The sequence below is a fragment of the Geovibrio ferrireducens genome, from assembly GCF_026226615.1.
Lineage (GTDB): Bacteria > Chrysiogenota > Deferribacteres > Deferribacterales > Geovibrionaceae > Geovibrio > Geovibrio ferrireducens.
On the sequence record NZ_JAJAPB010000001.1, the window covers coordinates 354,690 to 374,780 of the forward strand.

Here is a 20,091-nt window from a genome sequence, read left to right on the forward strand (position 1 = left end):
TTGAAACCGTCCTTGGAGCTATTTGAACCTTGGGGTCTGAGTAGCATGAGATCCTTCACTGCGTTCAGGATGACACGCCGTAAAGGTCACTCTGAGCGTATGCGAAGAGTCTCTGTCCTGGTAGTACCGTAAAATGAATGCGGCTTCGCTCACCGGAGCCTGATTCAGGCTTTCAGCCTTCTGCCAGCCTGACAGCCATGGAGCCGAGTCTGCGCAGGGCTTCAATGTGTTTCTTATCCAGCGGGCTGCCGCAGTTAAGGCGGATGAAGTTTCTGTACCTGTCCTGTGCGGTGAACAGAAACCCCGGCACTATGCCTATCCCCTCTTTCATAGCCTCTTCATAAAGCCGGAAGGAATCAACCGCTTCCGGCAGTTCCATCCAGAGGATATAGCCTCCTTTTGGGTTGGATACTCTTGTTCCCGCGGGGAAAAACTCGCTTACGTATGAGCGGTATGCGGCAACCTGACTGCGGTACATCCTCCTGACCCTGTTCAGATACCTGCTGAATTTACCGGAGAGCAGATAATCTGCCAGCGTAAGCTGGAGCAGGCGCGATGTGTCCAGTACGGAGGAGATCTTCTTGTCCATCACCTCTTTGTAGTATCTGCCGGGGCATACCCAGCCGACCCTGAACGAGGGGGAGATTGTTTTTGTGAAGGAGGCGATGTAGATCACGTTTCCGGTTTTGTCAAAAGATGACAGACATCTGGGTCTGTGCCCCTCATGGCAGAGTTCGCCGTAAACATCATCCTCAATAATCGGCACGCCTTTTGCGGCGCAGATTTCCACAATTCTCTTCTTGTCCTCATCTGAAATCATTCCGCCCATGGGGTTGCTGAAATTGGGCTGGATAAGCAGGGCTTTTGCATCATATCTGTCCAGCGTGTCCTTAAGCCTGTCCGGGTCCATGCCCTGATCAGGGCGTGAAGGGATCTCTATGACGTATATCCCCATGGATTCCAGCGTGTGCAGATGCCCGAAGTGGAGGGGCGATTCCGTGACAATGCAGTCCCCCGGTTTGAAAAGAACATGGAGAATGTGGCTGAGGCTTTCTGTCGCCCCGGTTGTGATTATTATCTCATTGGGGGAAATTTCCAGCCCGGCGGAAAGCATCTGCATGGATATGCAGCTGCGTAGCTGTGCATTTCCCCTGAATATTTCAAAGGAGTTAAAGTCCTGGTTATGGTTGAGGATGTGTTTGAGCGTCTTGGAAAGTTCAGCGGAAGGGAGCATGGAAAGGCAGGGGGAAGCCCCGCCAAACTGTATGAGCCGCTTGTCAGCCATGGCGTTGCAGACGCTGTATATCATGCTGAACTTGTCCACACGGGCAACGGTTATTCTTTTTTCAGCAGATATTTCAAGGCTGGGTATGGAGTTGTCGGCTGATACGTAAAAGCCCGACTGAGGGCGGGATTCAAGCACTCCCTGATGCTCAAGCTCAACATAGGCCTTCATAATGGTCGAAACGCTCAATGATGTATCCGTGCTCATTTTCCTTATGGAGGGAACTTTATCACCGGCTTTCAGCCCGTTTTCGGAGATGATTTTCTTTATCAGTTCCTGAACTTCTTCATATTTATAAATACTCTGCTGCTCCATAATCTGCCTCACAGTAAAACTGTTATGTATACATTTCAAAAAAACTGTAACTGTTATTATGTACAGTTTTATTATATTTATTCTTCACGGTAAAGATAAAAATATATCAGGAGGGCGCGGGGATGAGCGTGAAAAGCTTTAAGATGACTCTGGGAAAGAACAAAATGATGTCTGTAAACGGTGCAAAAAGCGCGAATCTGTCCTGTGAGAAAGGGAAGCTGTGGATAACAGGAACCAGACAGGGTGATGTTATGGTTGCCTGCGGACAGAAAATCAGCCTCCGCCCTGTGGACGCACTGGTGATAGAGGGAATGGACGATTCTCTGTTTACTATGGATGTGAGATAACTATCTGCCGCCGGAGCTTATTTTTTCTGCCGTTTCGGCGGCGCTGCATCCGCTTCTGGCTGCTGAACAGCCTCCGCAGGAGCCGCCGCATCCGTCTGCGGGCTTTGTGTAGTATCTGTAGAGGTAAAAGACTGCCGCTGTCACAATTGCAGCCGTGATTATTATATCTGCCATTTTTTCCTTCTTATCTGTGTCTGCCGTGCCTGTGTCTGCACGGGGTTATGGTTATCTTACTGGAGAGGCTGCCGCATATGCAGAGCCTGTTCCCTTCCAGATCCACTGTGATGTTCCCGTCTCCGGCATCTTCTATCACTTCGAGGATGCGCCCCTTTATGAAGCCGTAGTCTATGAGCCTGCGCACGGACTGCCTGTCGCAGCATTTACAGAATCCTGCGATCTCGCATCTTTCTCCCTTTCTGACATCGGAGAGAGATACACTCTCTTCACCGCCAATAAAATTGCTGCACATATAAACACCCCGGAAAAGGCTCGAAACCCAGTTGTATAGTATTATATTGTAACCCATTAACTTAGTTTGTCAATGTGAACATGGTGAGCGCTGAAAAACCTGTAAAATAAAATCTTTTTCCCAAAGGTGCAGACATCAAAAAAATATTGATTATTTTTACTAAAACTAATAAGTTTTTCTTAGAGGCTGTTGATATGCGGTCTTAATACACAAGAAGACGGTTGTTATTATGAAAAAAGAAACAAAAAACATCGCCCTGAGAAGGCTCTCTGAGTATTTATCCGAAAAAAAACTCCGCGCCACCAGCCAGAGGGAAATCATCCTCGGAACCTTTATTGAACTGGGCAGACACACAACAGCAGAAGAGCTTTACGAAGCTCTCAAAAAGCATGATTCAAGCATTGGGCATGCCACTGTGTATCGTGCGCTGAGGCTCTTTGTTGAGGCGGAAATAGCCCGCGAGCTCAATTTTAATGACGGTTCAGTCCGCTACGAGAGCGTGATCGGAAAAGAGCCCCATGATCACCTGATCTGCAAAAAATGCGGTGCAATGGTAGAATTTCTGGATGAGAAAATCCGTGATGCTCAGGATGAAATTGCAAAAAAATACGGTTACTCAGTAAAAAACAGAAGCCACATTCTCTTCGGCGTATGTCCCAAATGCCGCAGATAAGAGATTTTTCTAAATTCCATTAAATAACGTCAGGCGGATTATTTATACCTCTGTCCGTATTTATGCGGTTTTAAGGGGTTGAAAGATCCCGCCTGATGTCTTATCCTTAACACCGCAAAATCCCGTGAGGTTCATATGAATTTTTTCGAAGTCTTCTGGATTGCCGTGGGGCTGTCCATGGATGCTTTCGCCGTGTCCATTGCGTGCAGTGTTCTCCTTTGCCATGTCTCCTTCCGGCATATATTCCGCCTCGGCTTTCATTTCGGTCTTTTTCAGGCGGTTATGCCTGTTATAGGCTGGTTCGCGGGGAGAAGCGTCAGCGGGTACATAAGCGCATGGGATCACTGGGTGGCCTTCGGACTTCTCTCCGCCATAGGGCTTAAGGCGGTGAAGGAAGCTTTCAGTGACGATGATGGAGAGAATATCAAGGGCGACCCCACAAGAGGGCTCAGTCTTATTTTCCTCTCTGTCGCCACCAGTATAGATGCCCTTGCTGTGGGCGTGAGCCTTGCTGCGGTGAATGTGAATATTTTTCAGCCTGCACTCCTCATAGGGGTTATCACTGCCGCCTTCTCTGTAGTCGGCACGGTTTACGGATGCCGGATCGGGGCGCGCTTCGGCAAAAAGGTTGAGGCCGCTGGCGGAATAATCCTCATACTCATAGGCGTTAAGATCCTTCTGGAACACCTCCTCTCCTGAAACCCTTTTTTTTAAAAATCTTTGATAATTTCTGACAGTTTATTCTTGACTTGCGCTATATAGTGATCTATATAGCGCATATCCGTTATGTGCCAAGGGGAATAACGATATGGAGAAACTGAAATGTTCAAGCAAAAAAGAATTCTGACCGCCGCGTGTCTCAGCGCGGCTCTGGTATTCAGTTCCGCCGCAAAGGCAGAGGAGCATATCTATAAACTTGGGGAAATAGAGATAACCGATTCCTCTTCATGGCTTAATGCAAAGCCCATGCAGGAAGTGACTTCCGAAGAAATTGAGGCTGGGTCGGCCTCAAGTGTTGCGGAAGCGCTCAAGCAGCTTCCTTCCGCATCCTTCGCTCCCAACTCAAAAGGGGAGAAGCGTCTTAATATCAGGGGTTTTTCAGACAGATACATTCAGGTGTATTTTGACGGTATTCCCGTTGCCCTGCCCTACGAAGCCTATATTGATCTGGGCAATTACAACACATTCGGGATTGACAAGATCGAAGTTGAAACAGCAGGCGGTTCAGTTCTCTTCGGACCAAACGCCGCGGGAGGTGCAGTCAATATTGTCACCGCGAAACCTGAAAAGGCTTTTGAGTCCGCTGTTGAGCTTATGTACAGAACCAACAACACCTATCAGACAAGAATCGGCGTTGGAAGCAAGATAGGCAAAGCATACGGAATGATTTCCCTTGCTTATGAGGATTCGGAAGGATTCATGCTTCCGGACGGATACAGTGAGCTCAATGAAAACGGCGGTCTGCGTGATAACAGCGGCTACAGGAGAGCAACTGTAACAGGAAAAGTGGGCTATGAGTTCGCAAAGGGAAGTGAGATCGCTTTCGGCATAAACCATATAGAGAGCAGTCTTGAGCTTCCTCCGAACACAAAGGAAACGGACAACGGTAAAAACAACAGTCCCGTGCGTTACTGGAATTACGAAGACTGGGACAAGGACACATATTACCTCCTCGGAAGTCTGAGAAAAGACAGCTATGCGGTCACAGCAAGGCTCTACAGGGATGAATACTACAACGTGATGAACCGTTATAAGGATGCTTCATACAGTGAGTGCTTCAGCGCCTCATGGTGCGACAGCGCTTATGATGATCACTCCAACGGCGTTATCCTCAATACTGAGCTGAAAACCGGAGCAATCAATACCGTTATCCTCAGCGGACAATACAAAAAAGATGTTCACCGCACCAAAAACGCCTCCATGGCAGAATGGGAAAAGGATGTGGCGGAAACCTACTTCGCCGGTGTCGAAGACAGGGTTACTCTGGGCAGGTTCATTGTCAGCCTCGGCGGCAGCTATGAGGTGAACAACGCGATCTCTTCGGACAGCAAGGATGAACTGAACGATGATATAAAGGTTTTCAATCCGCAGGCTGCGGTAATCTACAACATGTCTTCTGAAACCGTATTCCATGTGAAAGCGGCGCGTAAGACACGCTTCCCCTCAATGAAGGAGCTGTACTCCAGTTATTCATATAACAACGGCGGACAGATAACTTATTTTGCCAACCCCGGGCTTAAGGAAGAAACTGCTATGAACTATGAGGCAGGTATTAAGCAGTCCCTGTTTGACACTGTTCTTCTTCAGGCGAATATCTTCTATTCAAAAATTGATGACAAAATCAACACTAAAGCGCCCTACACCGGCAGTGATCCGGATGCCTCATCAGACGCGCAGACTTCTGATAACATAGATGACGTGACAATGAAAGGCGTTGAGATGATGCTGGGGGGTGATTTCACCGTAAATACCACCACTATAGTTTCTTATGCCTACATAGATGCGAAAAAAAGCATAGAAGGTGATGATTCCGATACGGTTGCCGATGTGCCTAAACACAAGCTCTATCTGGATCATTCATACAGAATAGGGAAAATGTTTGTTCTCGGCGGCAGACTGAATATGGAAAAAGGACGTTATTCACAGAAAGCCGACTACAGCTACACCGAGCTGGATACCTATTGGACGGCAGATCTCAGAGCTGAGATTATTCCGGCTAAGTACACCTCCATTGAGGTCGGCGTTGAAAATGTGGCGGATGAGGAGTACGAGCTCTCATACGGTCTGCCGCAGGCGGGAAGAACATACTACGCCAAGCTTAAAATGAAAATTTAATATGTCACTGGCCGACAGCAGCGACGATAAATGGAGAAAAGGAGCCATAGCGGGGGGTGTCTGGGGGACCTCCGAGATGACCCTCGGCTCTTTTCTTCATAATCTGAGGATCCCTTTTAAGGGGCATTTTCTCACGGCAATAGGCATTGCTGTGCTCAGTGCCTTCGGAACAAAATGGCGTACCAAGGGGATGTTTTACAGGGCGGGGCTTACCTCCGCTATGCTGAAAACCTTTTCACCCAGCCCTAAGGTCGTTGTTCCGATGATAGCAATTACCATCGAGAGCTTTCTGTTTGAGGCGGGAACACGCATTCTCGGTAGAAATTTCAGCGGCTTCCTATTAAGCGGCGGACTCGCCATGCAGTGGGCGGTACTTCACAAAGTAATCCGGTTGCTGATGCTTTACGGAGCCAGCATATATTTTGTTTATGAGCAGCTTTTTGAAAAAGCAGCCACAGGTTTTGAGCTTCCGTTTGTCAGCCCTGTGTACGGTATAGTTTTTATATTTGCGCTGAGTTTTGTTCTCGGTGCAGGTGCTTCTGCCATAGGCTGTGCGGCAGCAGCGAGAAGCAAGGGAAGTGGTGAACCCATAACATTCGGAATAAAGCAGGGTGCTCCATTGGGCTCTGTTATGCAAGGCCGCGCGGGGCGTTATTCACTCCTGTGGCTGTTTCTGCACATAGGGGTGATAGTCGCTGTCGTGGGCTTTATGGATAAAAGTGAGTGGCTCGCATATGTGCTGCTGGTTTACTCACTGGCTGTTTCTGTCAGGTACAGAAACTTTCTGAAACGGTTCGCCTCGTGGAAGATATGGCTGCCAATAGCGGTTGTATCGTTCATTTCCGGTTTCGTGCTGAAATCACCGGAAGGCAGCTTCTTCAGCACTCATGGATTTCTTGAGGGTGTAAGGCTTGCTGTGCGGGCATTTGTAACAACATGCGCTCTGAGCGGACTGGTCTCCGAGATGGGGCATCCGCTGATAGCAGACTTCTTCCGACGCAGATACGGCGACAGAATAGACTCGGTGCTTGAGCTTGCGTGGGGCACTGTTGGCACAGTGACTCCCCATGTAAATGTTAAGGCGTTGCTGAGAAACCCTGTAAGCGGTATAGCAGTTATGATGGACTCTGTTCTGGACAGCGGCGGAAGCAAGGCGGTACTCATTACCGGAGAGGTTAACGGAGGCAAAACATCTTATCTTAAGGCTTTTCTCAAAACACTGCCTGATGGAGCAGATGTCAGGGGGTTTACAGCGGAAGGCATATATGAGGACGGTATGAAAACAGGTTACAGGATCCGAGATATAAAAACAGGTGAATCCTCCGAATTGTGCAGACGCAGTAAAAGCGGTTTTGTGTTTGATGCCGACGGACTGGCATTCGGGGAAAAAAGCATGGGTGACGTCCCGTATAAAAATGTTTATACGGTTCTTGATGAAATAGGACGCTATGAGATTCGGGGCGGCGGATGGGACAGCCTTCTTAAAAAGGTCACAGCCGGAGGCGCGATACCCGTCATAACTGTGAGGCAGAACCTAGTTGATGCAGTATGCTCCCGCTACGGTCTCAGAAATGTGGAAATATATGATGTTGAAGATACAGGCAGACAGGCGCAATGACGGAAACTCCCGCCTGATTGTTTTCACAGGCTTTTCCGTACTGGTTCATATTATGGTTCTGCATCTTGCGGAACCGATTCAGATAAAAAGTACAGCGGAATCCGGGGGTTCCGTTGCCGTAACACTCATAAGCAGATACAGGGCGGCGGAGCCTAAGCATGAGTTCCTCGTCTCAGAAGCAAAAGCTCCGTCCTCCTCTGCCTCTGTATCCCGAAAACCGAAACCTCCCGCAGAGCATCCCGCTGTCTCAGCGAAAGCCGTTGAGCAGATACTCCGCGAAGAGCCCGATGAATCCGGTGCGGAAATTGTTTCCGGAAGAGAGAAAAAAACAGATGCGGAATCTGAGCCTGCTGAAAAACCGGCGGCACTGCATTTCCCCTCCGCCCTGTCTGCGGAATCGGCGCCTGAGGCTGCTGCCCCTGTTCTTACCGAACAGGAAATGAGTTTCCTCACCGAACACATGCGGCAGAAGGTGCGTTCGCAGCTTACTTATCCTCAATTGGCAAGGAGAATGGGCTGGAACGGAACAGTTATGCTGAGGGTTTACCTCACGGAAAACGGCGGGGTTGAAAAAACAGAGATTATACTGAGCTCAGGCTTTAAGGCTTTGGACAAAGAGGCATTTGAGAGCGTTTACCGTGCGGCGCCGTACGAAAATCACACCGGGGAAGAAGTTATTGTTGAACTCCCCGTGCGCTTCAGCCTCAGCGGCTGATAAATATAAACCCGCCGAAGAATGCTCCGGCGGGTTTTTTGTCGGTTTATTAAGGAGAAAAGATTATTTCTTTACAGGGTCAGCGCCTATGAACACTGTACGCCCTGCTTTTTCCGCTGCTGTTTTTTCCCATGGCCATATAGCTTCCCAGTCGGATGCTTTGGCGGCATCACCTTCTTTTTTCAGCGCCCAGTGGTACTGTTCGGGTGTTATGCCGAAGGATCTTCCCTGCGCATCGAAATTGAATATGTGCTGCTTGTTAGGTTCACGGCCGTATTCGGTAGCCCAGTCGGGATAGCCTGATTTTTTCCAGCCGCTGCGTCCGTCAAGCACCTTAAGAACAGCTTCGGCATTTGAGCCGTGGCATTTTGCGCAGACTTCCGCCGGTGTTTTATCAAACAGCCACGGGCTTTTGGGGTTATTGCCCACATTATGGGACGTGTGGCAGTCAAAGCATGCCATTTTTGCATGGGTGCTGTGCTCGCCGACTATTGTGGCGCTGAGCATTATGTCCATATCCTGCTGGTGGTCACGTCTGCCTTTGCCGTCTATTGAAACCTGACGGTTGCCTTTGCCCCATGAGGGACGGGTGTACTGCATTACATCCTCGTATTTGTTTTTGCCGAGGATAAAGCCTCTGTTGTCGTTAGAGCCCTTGCCGTGGGCGGTATTTGTCTGGGCTCTTGTGTGACAGCGGGAGCATACTATCTGTCTTTCTTTGACATCAGTGAGCTTGGCAGGGTTTATTATATTGTCTGCTGACGGGTTTTCGGCATGTACCGCGCCGCCGCCGTGACAGGCCTCACAGGATATGCTGATGCTTGAAACAAATGTGTCTCTCAGATCCTTGCGTTTACCTGCTACATAGTCGGCCTTTGCCTTATTCCACGCGTTTACATCAAATCCTGTGGAGTGGCAGGCTATACAGCGTTCCTGCCATGAGCGGAACTCGCCGTAATTGGCCTTGTTCATTTCGCCGTCTTTAGGCTTAACCTCTATGAAAAGGAAATGGTAGCCGGCTCTTTCTTTACTGCCGGGGTAGTCCACAGTCTTTGTCTTGTCAAGCTTCCATGAAATACCGCCGTCTTCTGTTGCGGCGAGCCATGCCTTGCGGGGTGCGCCGTCATAATAAACAGCGTATCTCTGCTTGCGCTGGGAGCCGACAACAAGCTCAACATTCTTGAACTGTATTTTGTCTATGGCTATGTAGTTGGTATTGTCATCCTTTTTATCGAGGATCATGTAAGTGTCAAGCTTGTCCCAGTCCCTTTTTACCCATGGGTATATCTTTTCTTTTCCCCACGGATAATCCCTTCCTGCGGAATATTCAGGGTAAGCGGGTCCCCATTCGGTTTTTTTTGTGTGCCAGCTTGTGGCCCACTGAGCATGAACATCCTCATGGCATTCGGCGCATTTTTCAGGACCTGCAAAGCCTTCTGTTTTCCATGACATATAGCCTTTTGAGTCTTTTGCCTCGGCTGACGCGGTAAAAACCGCCAGCAGAGCCAATGCAAAAAAAACGATACCATTTCGCATCATAAATCAACCTCCTGATTTCATCAGGCAGCTTATAAAAAGCTGCATAATGAATGATTACTTTCAACAGGAGGCAGAGTTCCAGAAAAATGATCTTGACAGTTTGCACAGTTTCTGTGAAACGGATTTCACACAGAAGAAAAAAGATTTTTATTACAAGGATGTTATGTTTTGAGAGATAGTCTTGAGACAGTGGACTATTTTTTCACCTGCCTTGGTCAGGATATAGTTTTTCTCATTATCCTGCGAAATTATGTCCGACTGACGGAGAATTTTAAGGTGGAAGTTCACCTTGGTGTGGTCGTCAATGCCTAGGCTCCGGGTAATGTCCATGAAGCGCATCCTTTTCTCCTCAAACAGCAGGAGGATAATACGCCGTCTTATGGTGTTTGATATGCAGGAGAGAGTTTCGTCCATGCCTGCATTGATGATACATTTTGAAAATTTGCTCTCTTCTATGTTCTTACGGATGCTTATCAGAAGCTCATCCTTCCTGAAAGGCTTGGCGATATAATCGTCCGCGCCTCTTTTCATGGCTTCCACAGCGTTGTCGACTGTGGCAAACGCGGTGATCATTATTACGCTTATCCCCGGATAATTCTTTTTCACATAGGAGATAAGATCTGTGCCCAGCATTTCCGGCATGATGTAATCGGTGAGGATAATATCCGGCTGAGATATTTTCAGAATTTCCAAAGCTGCTTCCGCTGAGGAGGCTTCGTCCGTTTCAAAGCCGCTTTCGGAAAGGATTTCCGCAATATTTTCCCTTAGTTCGGCATCATCGTCAATTATCAGTATTTTTTCCGCCATCACAAGCCTCTTCGGGAAAACGCACGGAAACCTCCGTCCCCTTCCCTTCCTCGCTCAAAATTTCAATGCTTCCGCCGTGGAGCCTCATTATGTTGTAAGTGACGTAAAGCCCCATCCCCGTACCTTTGCCGACCTCTTTTGTGGTGAAAAAGGGATCGAAGACCTTTGTTTTTATATTTTCCGGAATCCCGTGGCCGTTATCCCGCACTTTTATCACCGCGAAGCCTTCCTCTTCGGAGCATTCCACTGATATTTCGGGATTTTCCGGGCATGCCTCGGCGGCGTTCATGATCAGGTTGATCAAAACCTCCTCCGCTTTCCAGAAAATGCCCTGAAAATACAGAGGATGCTCACATTTAAACCTTATATTTTTATAAAAAGGCTGGTTGCTCAGCAGGGTTTTTACACTCTCAAGGAGCGATTCCGTGGAGATTTCGGTAAACTCCACACCTTTCTCCCTTGAGTAAAGCAGAAGCTCTCTGGCTATCCTGCCTGCTCTTTCTATATTTTTTTCTATGGACTCAAGACGTGCAAGAGCCTTTTCGTTCCCCTCTACCTTGCCTTTCAGTATTTCCGTACTCAGGAGCGCATTGGAGAGCGGGTTGTTTATCTCGTGGGCTATGCCTGCCGCCAGTTTGCCGATGGAAGTGAGCTTTTCGCTCTGCGCCAGAAGCTGGAGCCGCTTTTCTATAAGCCTGTACTGCTCTTCATCAAAGGTTTTCATTGCCCTCAGCATGAAAAACATCAGGGAAAGGGCGCTGAGTCCGCGCAGAAGCACAACATTTATGCCGATAAGGGGGATAATGGTTCCTGTAGGTATGACCCCGGTGAGAAACGCATACGCAACCAGCGAGAAGCCCGCATAGCGGAAGTTTGCCGCACCGCTTTTTGACACGCTCATAACCGATTTTGAATAAAGCACAAGGCCGATGCCCGCAAATATAGAACTTGTGAAGCCGATGAGATTTCGGATCAGCTTGTCATGCCTGTATTCCACAGAGATCAGGAACACCGCCGCAGTGAGGATAAGAATTATGAAAGCGCCCCACAGCTTGGCGTTTTTCCTGCTGGCGAAAAGCCTTGCCCTGTTTGATACAACAAGCATGAGCTCCAGAGCGAAAACAAGCATGATAACATATGATGATTCCACAATAAGCAGGCGGACAATCTTCCAGCTCATGAAATTAAACTGAGGGTCAGCCTTATTCATGTGCATGTAAAGCTCTATCCATTCATGAAGTCCATGCACCACGCCGAATAAGCCCAGAAGCCAGAGGATCGGCGCAATATCAAGACTGCTGAGCTTTGTGTCTTTGGTGAGAACAGCAACTCCCAGTGTAAAAAAAGCCAGACCGTAAAAGATATAGATGATGTAAAGAATAAACATCCGTTCTCCGCCGCGGGTTGATTAGCCTATTAAAAATTATTAAGCCGCTTAACGCAACAGATTTAATAAGTTTGACTAAAACAGGCAGCGGAGTTTATATATTGCAATGAGCAAAAAACTTGCGGTATGGATCAGCATTCTTGTCACTGTGGTTCTTGTTTTTTCCACAGGTGTTTATTATTCGCAGTCGCAGAAGGCTGTTCTCTTTGAGATACAGAAGCGCACTGCCGAGCTCCTGCGGGCGGACAAGCGCACGGTCTCCGATTTTCTGGGGCATATCCGCTCCGTAACCTACGGTCTCTACACCAACCCGGTCAACAGCCGCTTCATTTTCCACGGTGAGGGGAAGGAACGCGCCGAAACCCTTTTCATGGACTACTGCAATAATGTCCGTGAGGTTCAGGCGATACGCCTTGTGGATAAGGAGGGAAAGATTCAGGTTTTCATGCGTGAGTGCGAAAACCTTTCCGGCGAAGCTGACTACGAACCCATAGATATTTCCTCCAAGGATTTCATACAGGATGCGGCTGAGCTTGACAGGCCGGAGATTCTGTTCAGCAAGTTTGAGCGGGGCTTTCTTCCCGATGCGGTAAGCTTCTGCCCGTCCATGATCCGCACTGTTGTCCCCTACTTTGCCGGTTCAGGGCATGCGGGGTATCTGGTGGTGAACTACTGGGGCGAACGCCTCGGCGAGGTGGTGAACAGGCTTAACCGCAATGAAGGGCATTCTTTCATAGTGGAGAAAAACAAGATCAACCCCGACCGCCACGGAATTTTCCTTTTTCATAAAAACAAGAGCTACGAATTTGCAAACCAGATGCAGCATGACCACCGCTTCCAGACGGTTTACGGAGCGGATGTCTTTGATGAAGTAATCAAAGGGCTGGACGGCATAATCCGCCTGAAAAACGGCGATTTCCTCGGATACACCACGGTTTACCCCTACGAAGGGACGGATATTTCATGGAAAGTCTGCACGGTGATCGACTCAAAGTACGCCTTTCGCAATCTCCGCGCTCTTAAAACGGGGTTCATACTCGTCCTTTCACTGTCTGTTTTTATGGCAGTTCTCACCGCCTTCATATTCGCGGAAAAGTTCCTTAAGCCGCTGGGCGGGCTGAAAAAGGCTCTGGAAAACTACGGCAGGGGAAATCTGGATTACGAGATAAAAGAGGACTATACAGACGAACTGGGGGACATAGCCGCCAAGGTTCAGGAAATGGCGGTATCCCTGCGGAATCATATAAAAGAGAGGGAAACGGCGCAGAAAAGGATGGAGCTTGCAGACAGGCTTTCATCCTTAAGCATACTCAGCGCAGGAGTTTCCCACGAGCTTTCAACACCGCTGAACTCCATCCTCCTTGCGGCGGGGATCATAGAAAAGGAATGCGGCTCCACTGACGAGGTTCGGGCGGTTAAGGCACAGGCGGAAAGGTGTGTCGGGATCATCGCCTCCATGAAGCGCCTTGTGGCGGACGGATATGACAGCTGCACCAAGGAGCGGCTGAACCTTAAGGAAATAGTCGGTGAAACTGTGCGGTTTATGCGTGCCGGCGGCGGGGTGTTTATAGAAACCGAGCTTGAGGACGCATATATTGATGGCTGCCGGACATTGATAAATCAGGCTTTTCTGAATATCGCAGTGAACGCGGTGGACGCTGTTTTCCCGTCCGGCAGGGTGGTGTTCCGCCTTTTCAGGGAGAACGGAAAGGTTATTCTTGATACTGAGGACAACGGCAGCGGCATTGAGCCTGAAAAGCTGGAGAAGATATTCGATCCGTTCTTCACGACAAAATCGCCGGATAAGGGAACAGGTCTCGGACTCTCCATCACCCACAGGATAATAACCGAACACGGCGGAAAAATCAGCGTGAGAAGCGAGAAAGGGAAAGGGACTGCGGTAAGGTGCGAATTTAATGAAAGTAGTTATAGTTGAGGATGACAGAACACTCTGCGGGCTTCTGAAAAAGAGCCTTGAGAACGAGTTTAACGTTACCGCGTTCTATGAGCCGGAAACGGCGCTGGCGCATATAAAGAGCTCCGGTGCGGACGCTGTGGTCTCTGATGTGCGTATGCCGGGGATGACCGGGTTTGGGCTTCTGGAAGCCCTGCGTGAGGAGATGCCCGAAGTGCGCCTGATACTGATGACCGGCTACGGCACTGTCACCGAATCGGTAAACGCCATAAAAAGCGGAGCATACGACTATATCCTCAAGCCTGTGGATCCGGACATTCTCATAAAAAAGCTGGAGCAGATACGAACCCTCATCGACTTCGGCAGACAGAGCGCCGGAAGCTTCGCACCCGTCTATAAATCACGCAGGTTTGAAGATATAATGCAGCTTGCCGCCCGTGCCGCCAAGGCGGACAGCGGCGTGCTCATCACCGGGGAAACAGGGAGCGGAAAAGAGATAATCGCCCGATTCATACACGGTGTATCAGCCCGCAGAACTGCGCCCTTCGTGGCAGTGAACTGCGGCAATATGCAGGAACAGCTTTTCGAGAGCGAGCTTTTCGGCTACCGCAAGGGGGCATTCACCGGAGCAGATTCCAATAAGCGGGGGCTTGTTTCTGCTGCGGAGCGGGGAACACTCTTTCTGGATGAGATAGGCGAGCTCCCCCTCCCCTCGCAGGCAAAGCTTCTGCGTTTTATAGAGACAAAAACCTACTACCCCTTAGGCTCTGTTGAGCAGAAAACAGCGAACGTCCGCTTCATCGCAGCCACCAACCGCAATCCCGCAGAGGAGGCGGAAAACGGCACTTTCCGCAAGGATCTGTACTACAGGCTGAACGTGCTGGAGATTAAGGTTCCGCCGTTAAGGGAAAGAAAAGAGGACATAATGCCGCTGGCTGAATATTTCCTCGGCAGGTTCCGCCACATAAACCCGAAGATAGAGGGCTTCTCGGCAGATTCCGTGAGGTTTCTGGAAAATTATTCATATCCGGGCAATGTCCGCGAACTCTCGAACATCATAGAACGGGCGGTGATACTGGAAACAGGGCATATTATATCGCCTGCGTCACTCCATATGCCTGATCCGGCGGGAAGAGGCACTTCCCGGAAGCTGGACGATGTTGTGCGGGAGCATATACTGACCGCACTGAGCGAAGCCGGAGGAAGCAAGACAAAAGCCGCCGAAATTCTCGGCATAGACGCTTCCACCATATACCGCAGGCTCAAGGAATACGGCATAGGGTGAGGTTTTTTGACTTTGGCATGATCTTTCCATAATTTTTTGTTAGCATATGCTTATTGCCCGCTTTTAACTAAAAATGAGGTAACAAGTATGGGAAGAGACAGAAGTAGGAAGCCAAGAGCAGTTTTTCACTTTTTTAATGATGCAAAGCAACAGAACAGGGCGTTCACTTTAAGAGAAGTCCAGCACAAAATAAGATGGGCAGAAAGTACTGTTGAAACATACAGAGGAAAAATTTGGCATGTATTCTTAGATTCAGTTCCCGATGGATATATTGTTAACGATAATTTTAATTTTGATGAAGAAGGTTATGTCAAGTACCATAGCCAAATTAAGGACGGTAAGTAGCAGTTCTTTGCAAATTGCAAGAAACAGCATTTGCATAATGCAAGATTCCTAGCGGGAAACTAGCCTTTGCATGAACCATAAACTCATATCAAATCAGGTGAATTTCTGTCATAATATTTTCTGCCTCCGTGGCATGTGTGTTGCTCAACAGATCGCAGTACACGGAGGTTTATTTTATGAAAAAACTTATAATAGTCTGTCTTATGATGCTTTTCAGCTTCGGCGCCGCACAGGCTGCGGAGAAGTCATCCTGCATCACATGTCACGGAAGCAAGGCGGAGATGGAAAAACTCGGCTACCCACAGCTTTATCTCGACCCTGCTGAGGTTGAAAAGGAAGTTAACATGGGCGAAGTCGCCTGTGAGGACTGTCACCTCGGTAATCCCGCCGGAATGACTGCGGAAGAGGCGCACAAAGGAATGCCCCGTCCCTTTTATGCGGCTGTGGGCAAAAACCACAAGTATCAGGCAGTCGGCAGGGACATCACAAATTACGACCCCATTCAGCCTCAGGGAAAAGTTCCCTTCGCATACCTTATGAGAAAGCCTGATCCCGAAAAAGCCAAAGCTCAGGGAATTGCTGTTCTCGCACAGCTTTTCTACCATGACCACGATCCCGAAACCATGGCATATGACCCCTCAATTGCGGAAAAAACCTGCGGAAAATGCCACGAGAATGAGGTTAAAGAATACAATGTCTCCAGCATGGGTCAGAACAGATACCAGAGAGGGTACAAAAAATTCAGCGATCTGAAACCCGGCCCCCAGAACTGCGGAGCATGGTTCGGTGACAACCATGAGGCTATCAGCGGCGAACTTGCCGTGGAATACCCGAAGGCGCACAACGACGGCTCAGCCAGAAACTGCAACCAGTGCCACGCAAGCTGTAATGACTGCCACTATCAGGGATATAAGGCATCAAACGCCCGCCACACCTTCAAAAAAGATCCCGAACCCCTTTCATGCTACGGAAACGGCAAAGGCACAATCTGCCATGCCGGCCCCATGGACAGGAGAAGAGGCGCAGGCTACATGAGGGGCGCGTTTGCTTTTCCCGTGAATGAGCTTCCGGATGATGTGCACATGGCAAACGGAGTTACCTGCAACGACTGCCACAAGATGGAAAACCATAGCTACGGCCACCTGAGCTCCCAGTCCGCCCGCGAATCCTGCAAAAACTGCCATGAGGATATTTATCAGGCCGCTCTTGAAAGCGAGGATCACGGCAATGTGGACTGCACATCCTGCCACATTCAGTCTGTAGGCGCATACCAGTTCACCTTCTGGGGCCCCGGCAAGCAGGAAGGGCAGGTGAAGGCGCTGACCAAACATAAAGAATATTACGGCACAAGAAGCATGCCCACGCTTGTGAAACACCCCGAAAGAGGCGTGTGGATACCCATGAAGCCCTATCCTATGGCTGTATTGAACATCAAAGAGGATGTGAAAAAGGTGAATAAACTTATCCTCCGCGAGATAGAGCCCATGACTGTCAAAGGCAATGCGAAAATAGGCGAGAAGGATTTTACGGTCGAGAGGAAGCCGGACGAAGTGAACGATATGTACATTATGAACGGCACATCCAAGCTGAAAAAGAACAGCAAGATGCTTGCATGGATTCAGATGGACAAAATGAGCCACTCCATAGGCAAGGCAAGGAACTGCGAATCCTGCCACTCATCACATGACCAGATAGCTACCTCATGGTGGACTTATGACAACATGAACGATGTGAAGAAAACCTTTAACGGAAGCTACACCATCAAGGCAACAAAGAAAGGCCTGTTTTTCACCGACTGGAAGAACGAAACCCCGGTCACTGTTGATGAGCGCGATGTTGAGGATTTCATGCCCTTCGTAAATTCCGGCAATGTGTGGGATGTTAAAGGGATTGATATGTCAATTCCGTTTGATGACAAGAAATACGCAGACGCACTTGGCGACTACAACCTTCTTTATGCGAAGCTCCACAGGCTTGAGCTTGCCAATAAGAACGACAAGGAGAAGCTGGAGAAGGTTAAGCTTGCCAGAAAGATCCTTCCGCACAACCCCAAAAAAGCCGCAGAGATGATCAGCGGGCTTTAGTACCATAAATCTGATAACGCAGGTAGAAACGCCCCCTGAAAAGGGGGCGTTATTTGTTTCAGATAAACCTGAACGAAAAAAGCCCGACTCCGTGAGGAATCGGGCTTTTCTGTAAGCTCCCTGAGCAAGACTCGAACTTGCAACCTAATGATTAACAGTCATTTGCTCTGCCGGTTGAGCTATCAGGGAATTATAACCGTCACAACCGTAACGAGAGACGAATATAACAACAGCGGATTTGTTTGTCAATATGATTTGTCAAAAAAATATCTGCGATTATATCTTATTGTCACGGTTTATTTTTCCAGAGAAAACTCCATCATGTCAAACCAGAAACCATCCTGCTGGATGAACTGGATTTCGGCCTGAAGAATGTCATAATGCTTCTGCTCGACAGCGGCAAGGTCGGTGAAGAGCTTTTTCGCCTGGAGGTTGTCTGTTTTCTGAGCCTGATCAAGGTAGAAGAGGCGCGCTTTTTCCTCATGTGCAAGGGCAATTTTCAGCGCGTCCAGATCGCCCACATCAGCCTTATCCATCTTCTGAAGGCTGGCATCAGCAACCTTGGGCATAAACTTGTCCAGCCTTGCCTTCGGCACATCCACCGTCTGGTAGACTTCGCCTTTCAGCATGCGTTCCATAAACTTGTTGATGAGCTCCATATGGTCGATTTCGTCCATGGCAAGCTGGATAAGAATATTCTTGCCGCCTGCAACCTGTGTTTGTTTGGCGAAGCTGAGATAGGACCTCATCCCCTCCACCTCTGCGTCGTGTGCCGTCTTTAGTGCTTGAAGTAGTTCAAGATTCATCCGGATCCTCCGTAGGTGATAGTGTTATGCTTATACACAGTATAATATTCTTCTTTAAAATTGTGTATAATTTTTGTATATTCGCAACTGTTAAAACCACCCGTAGCATGCGTTAATTGGAGGCAATATAATGAACGCTCTCGCAAAAGAACTTAACGAGATTATAGCCGGAGTAAACCCAGCCGTTTACGAAATGCTTTCCGACCTCGGAAAGAACATTTACATGCCCAAAGGCATTATCACTCAGTCGGCAGAGGCTAAGGAAAAGGCTCATAAGTTTAACGCTACCATAGGTATAGCAATGGAGAAGGGCGAACCCATGTACCTCCAGTGCATCTATGACCATCTCAAAGGGCTCCCCGCTAAGGATGTTTTCACCTATGCGCCCTCTTCAGGCAAGCCTGAACTGAGAACGAGATGGAGAAAGAAAATATACGATGAAAACCCCTCTCTCGCAGGGAAAAATATAGGTTCGCCCGTTGTTACAAACGCGCTTACCCACGGCCTTAACGTTGTTGCGGACATGTTTCTTGATAAAGGGGACTATGTTGTTCTCCCCTCTATGTTCTGGGGCAACTACAGGCTGACATTCTCCGTTATCAACGGCGCAGAAATCGCCACTTATGAAACCTTCACTGAGAAAGGCGGGTTTAATGTTCAGGCTCTGCTTTCCAAGGTTGAGGAATGCGGCAAAATAAAAGGGAAGGCTGTTGTTATCCTCAACTTCCCCAACAACCCCTCAGGCTACACACCCGTGCCCGCTGAGGCAAAAGCAATAGCGGACGGCCTCACAGCCATCGCCGAGAAAGGCATCAAGCTTGTTGTGGTCACTGACGATGCTTACTTCACACTTTTCTATGAGGACAGCATAACAGAATCTATCTACGGTCAGCTTGTGGGCAGAAGCAAAAACCTTCTCCCCGTCAAACTTGACGGAGCCACAAAAGAGGAGTTCGTATGGGGCTTCCGTGTGGGCTTTATCACCTTCGGCGCCACAAGCAGCGCGGACGAATCCAAAATGTTTGCCGCTATCGAGAAAAAGGTTACAGGCCTCATCAGGGGAACAATCTCCAACTGCCCCCACCCCTCGCAGACACTTGTTCTCAAGTCTCTGGAACACCCCGACTTCGAGAAACAGAGAAAACAGAAATTCGAGGTGCTCAAAGAAAGAGCGCTTAAATTTAAAGAGATCCTTAACAGAGGCGAATTCACAGACCAGTTCACTTACTACCCCTTCAACTCAGGCTACTTTATGTGCCTTAAGCTGAACACTGTGGACGCTGAGGAACTCCGCATTCACCTGCTGGATAAATACGGCATAGGCACTATCTCCTCCAGCAAAACAGACCTGCGCATAGCCTTCTCATGTGTTGAGGTTGGCGACAGCGAAGAGCTCTTCAAATGCATCTATCAGGCATGCAAAGAACTCGCCGCGAAGTAAGCGGACTTTTTTAAGAAAACTTCCAGAGGGGAGCCGGATTTCCGGTTCCCCTTTTTTTGTGGATGATAAATTTCCGTTGGTAATTGACACACAATACAATTCAGCATATAAAACTAAACCGATTCTATAAGGTTTAGCCCGAATGGCGGAATAGGTAGACGCAAGGGACTTAAAATCCCTCGGAATTTAATTCTGTGCCGGTTCGATTCCGGCTTCGGGCACTAT

Annotated in this window: 18 protein-coding genes and 2 tRNA genes; 12 read left to right on the forward strand and 8 right to left on the reverse strand. The window is 48.7% G+C overall.

The window, feature by feature from the left end:
* Positions 1-172 precede the first annotated feature (172 nt).
* The gene (locus OSQ85_RS01605; RefSeq protein ID WP_265820899.1) at positions 173-1,600 is read right to left on the reverse strand and encodes an aminotransferase-like domain-containing protein; all 1,428 of its coding nucleotides are present in this window, start codon (positions 1,598-1,600) and stop codon (positions 173-175) included.
* A gap of 122 nt (positions 1,601-1,722) precedes the next feature.
* Between OSQ85_RS01605 and OSQ85_RS01610 the strand changes: the two genes are divergently transcribed.
* Complete coding sequence (locus OSQ85_RS01610; RefSeq protein ID WP_265820900.1) at positions 1,723-1,947, forward strand: DUF2917 domain-containing protein; 225 nt, start codon at positions 1,723-1,725, stop codon at positions 1,945-1,947.
* Here the strand turns inward: OSQ85_RS01610 and OSQ85_RS01615 are convergent, their stop codons facing one another.
* Both OSQ85_RS01615 and OSQ85_RS01620 read right to left on the reverse strand, forming a co-directional pair.
* Entirely contained in the window at positions 1,948-2,121 is a 174-nt protein-coding gene (locus tag OSQ85_RS01615) for a FeoB-associated Cys-rich membrane protein (RefSeq protein ID WP_265820901.1), read from the reverse strand.
* 10 nt (positions 2,122-2,131) lie between these two features.
* Positions 2,132-2,416 carry a FeoA family protein gene (locus OSQ85_RS01620; RefSeq protein ID WP_265820902.1) on the reverse strand — a complete coding sequence of 95 codons (285 nt, stop codon included), beginning with the start codon at positions 2,414-2,416 and terminating at the stop codon, positions 2,132-2,134.
* Positions 2,417-2,645: 229 nt separating this feature from the next.
* Between OSQ85_RS01620 and OSQ85_RS01625 the strand changes: the two genes are divergently transcribed.
* From OSQ85_RS01625 to OSQ85_RS01645, 5 genes are all read left to right on the forward strand, one after another.
* Positions 2,646-3,089 carry a Fur family transcriptional regulator gene (locus OSQ85_RS01625; RefSeq protein ID WP_265820903.1) on the forward strand — a complete coding sequence of 148 codons (444 nt, stop codon included), beginning with the start codon at positions 2,646-2,648 and terminating at the stop codon, positions 3,087-3,089.
* A 135-nt stretch (positions 3,090-3,224) separates the two neighbouring features.
* Positions 3,225-3,788 carry a manganese efflux pump MntP gene (locus tag OSQ85_RS01630; RefSeq protein WP_265820904.1) on the forward strand — a complete coding sequence of 188 codons (564 nt, stop codon included), beginning with the start codon at positions 3,225-3,227 and terminating at the stop codon, positions 3,786-3,788.
* A 123-nt stretch (positions 3,789-3,911) separates the two neighbouring features.
* Positions 3,912-5,924 carry a TonB-dependent receptor plug domain-containing protein gene (locus tag OSQ85_RS01635; RefSeq protein ID WP_265820905.1) on the forward strand — a complete coding sequence of 671 codons (2,013 nt, stop codon included), beginning with the start codon at positions 3,912-3,914 and terminating at the stop codon, positions 5,922-5,924.
* Between the two features lies 1 nt (position 5,925).
* The gene (locus OSQ85_RS01640; protein ID WP_265820906.1) at positions 5,926-7,542 is read left to right on the forward strand and encodes a nucleoside-triphosphatase; all 1,617 of its coding nucleotides are present in this window, start codon (positions 5,926-5,928) and stop codon (positions 7,540-7,542) included.
* On the forward strand, positions 7,508-8,257 hold the full coding sequence (locus OSQ85_RS01645; protein ID WP_265820907.1) for an energy transducer TonB: 750 nt from the start codon (positions 7,508-7,510) through the stop codon (positions 8,255-8,257). Before OSQ85_RS01640 ends, OSQ85_RS01645 begins: the two co-directional genes overlap by 35 nt.
* 63 nt (positions 8,258-8,320) lie before the next feature.
* On the opposite strand, the gene OSQ85_RS01650 is transcribed toward OSQ85_RS01645, so the two are convergent.
* From OSQ85_RS01650 to OSQ85_RS01660, 3 genes are all read right to left on the reverse strand, one after another.
* Positions 8,321-9,796 (reverse strand): multiheme c-type cytochrome, encoded by a 1,476-nt coding sequence (locus OSQ85_RS01650; RefSeq protein WP_265820908.1) that lies wholly within the window; start codon positions 9,794-9,796, stop codon positions 8,321-8,323.
* A 150-nt stretch (positions 9,797-9,946) separates the two neighbouring features.
* On the reverse strand, positions 9,947-10,603 hold the full coding sequence (locus OSQ85_RS01655) for a response regulator (protein ID WP_265820909.1): 657 nt from the start codon (positions 10,601-10,603) through the stop codon (positions 9,947-9,949).
* Positions 10,578-11,990 carry a sensor histidine kinase gene (locus tag OSQ85_RS01660; protein ID WP_265820910.1) on the reverse strand — a complete coding sequence of 471 codons (1,413 nt, stop codon included), beginning with the start codon at positions 11,988-11,990 and terminating at the stop codon, positions 10,578-10,580. The genes OSQ85_RS01655 and OSQ85_RS01660 overlap by 26 nt, the downstream gene beginning before the upstream one ends.
* A gap of 106 nt (positions 11,991-12,096) precedes the next feature.
* Between OSQ85_RS01660 and OSQ85_RS01665 the strand changes: the two genes are divergently transcribed.
* From OSQ85_RS01665 to OSQ85_RS01680, 4 genes are all read left to right on the forward strand, one after another.
* Positions 12,097-13,926, forward strand: a complete 1,830-nt coding sequence (locus OSQ85_RS01665; protein ID WP_265820911.1) for a sensor histidine kinase — start codon at positions 12,097-12,099, stop codon at positions 13,924-13,926.
* Positions 13,907-15,190: a sigma-54-dependent transcriptional regulator gene (locus OSQ85_RS01670; RefSeq protein WP_265820912.1), complete on the forward strand. Its 1,284-nt coding sequence runs from the start codon at positions 13,907-13,909 to the stop codon at positions 15,188-15,190. The genes OSQ85_RS01665 and OSQ85_RS01670 overlap by 20 nt, the downstream gene beginning before the upstream one ends.
* A gap of 87 nt (positions 15,191-15,277) precedes the next feature.
* Complete coding sequence (locus OSQ85_RS01675) at positions 15,278-15,535, forward strand: hypothetical protein (protein ID WP_265820913.1); 258 nt, start codon at positions 15,278-15,280, stop codon at positions 15,533-15,535.
* A 176-nt stretch (positions 15,536-15,711) separates the two neighbouring features.
* Entirely contained in the window at positions 15,712-17,619 is a 1,908-nt protein-coding gene (locus OSQ85_RS01680) for a cytochrome c3 family protein (protein ID WP_265820915.1), read from the forward strand.
* A 116-nt stretch (positions 17,620-17,735) separates the two neighbouring features.
* On the opposite strand, the gene OSQ85_RS01685 is transcribed toward OSQ85_RS01680, so the two are convergent.
* Positions 17,736-17,808, reverse strand: a tRNA-Asn gene (locus OSQ85_RS01685).
* Between the two features lie 107 nt (positions 17,809-17,915).
* Positions 17,916-18,425, reverse strand: coding sequence for a ferritin family protein (locus tag OSQ85_RS01690; protein ID WP_265820916.1), 510 nt, complete (start codon positions 18,423-18,425; stop codon positions 17,916-17,918).
* Positions 18,426-18,555: 130 nt separating this feature from the next.
* Here OSQ85_RS01690 and OSQ85_RS01695 point away from each other — a divergent pair, with 130 nt between their 5' ends.
* Both OSQ85_RS01695 and OSQ85_RS01700 read left to right on the forward strand, forming a co-directional pair.
* Positions 18,556-19,866, forward strand: a complete 1,311-nt coding sequence (locus tag OSQ85_RS01695; RefSeq protein WP_265820917.1) for an aminotransferase class I/II-fold pyridoxal phosphate-dependent enzyme — start codon at positions 18,556-18,558, stop codon at positions 19,864-19,866.
* Positions 19,867-20,002: 136 nt separating this feature from the next.
* Positions 20,003-20,087: transfer RNA gene (locus OSQ85_RS01700), tRNA-Leu, on the forward strand.
* Positions 20,088-20,091 lie beyond the last annotated feature (4 nt).

Bases quoted from the DNA above. Each gene is read 5' to 3' on its own strand.
- OSQ85_RS01615 (WP_265820901.1), bottom strand. From the start codon at position 2,121: ATGGCAGATATAATAATCACGGCTGCAATTGTGACAGCGGCAGTCTTT.
- OSQ85_RS01680 (WP_265820915.1), top strand. From the start codon at position 15,712: ATGAAAAAACTTATAATAGTCTGTCTTATGATGCTTTTCAGCTTCGGC.
- OSQ85_RS01650 (WP_265820908.1), bottom strand. From the start codon at position 9,796: ATGATGCGAAATGGTATCGTTTTTTTTGCATTGGCTCTGCTGGCGGTT.
- OSQ85_RS01635 (WP_265820905.1), top strand. From the start codon at position 3,912: ATGTTCAAGCAAAAAAGAATTCTGACCGCCGCGTGTCTCAGCGCGGCT.
- OSQ85_RS01610 (WP_265820900.1), top strand. From the start codon at position 1,723: ATGAGCGTGAAAAGCTTTAAGATGACTCTGGGAAAGAACAAAATGATG.
- OSQ85_RS01645 (WP_265820907.1), top strand. From the start codon at position 7,508: ATGATGTTGAAGATACAGGCAGACAGGCGCAATGACGGAAACTCCCGC.
- OSQ85_RS01695 (WP_265820917.1), top strand. From the start codon at position 18,556: ATGAACGCTCTCGCAAAAGAACTTAACGAGATTATAGCCGGAGTAAAC.
- OSQ85_RS01665 (WP_265820911.1), top strand. From the start codon at position 12,097: ATGAGCAAAAAACTTGCGGTATGGATCAGCATTCTTGTCACTGTGGTT.
- OSQ85_RS01640 (WP_265820906.1), top strand. From the start codon at position 5,926: ATGTCACTGGCCGACAGCAGCGACGATAAATGGAGAAAAGGAGCCATA.
- OSQ85_RS01675 (WP_265820913.1), top strand. From the start codon at position 15,278: ATGGGAAGAGACAGAAGTAGGAAGCCAAGAGCAGTTTTTCACTTTTTT.
- OSQ85_RS01605 (WP_265820899.1), bottom strand. From the start codon at position 1,600: ATGGAGCAGCAGAGTATTTATAAATATGAAGAAGTTCAGGAACTGATA.
- OSQ85_RS01690 (WP_265820916.1), bottom strand. From the start codon at position 18,425: ATGAATCTTGAACTACTTCAAGCACTAAAGACGGCACACGACGCAGAG.
- OSQ85_RS01655 (WP_265820909.1), bottom strand. From the start codon at position 10,603: ATGGCGGAAAAAATACTGATAATTGACGATGATGCCGAACTAAGGGAA.
- OSQ85_RS01625 (WP_265820903.1), top strand. From the start codon at position 2,646: ATGAAAAAAGAAACAAAAAACATCGCCCTGAGAAGGCTCTCTGAGTAT.
- OSQ85_RS01660 (WP_265820910.1), bottom strand. From the start codon at position 11,990: ATGTTTATTCTTTACATCATCTATATCTTTTACGGTCTGGCTTTTTTT.
- OSQ85_RS01620 (WP_265820902.1), bottom strand. From the start codon at position 2,416: ATGTGCAGCAATTTTATTGGCGGTGAAGAGAGTGTATCTCTCTCCGAT.
- OSQ85_RS01630 (WP_265820904.1), top strand. From the start codon at position 3,225: ATGAATTTTTTCGAAGTCTTCTGGATTGCCGTGGGGCTGTCCATGGAT.
- OSQ85_RS01670 (WP_265820912.1), top strand. From the start codon at position 13,907: ATGAAAGTAGTTATAGTTGAGGATGACAGAACACTCTGCGGGCTTCTG.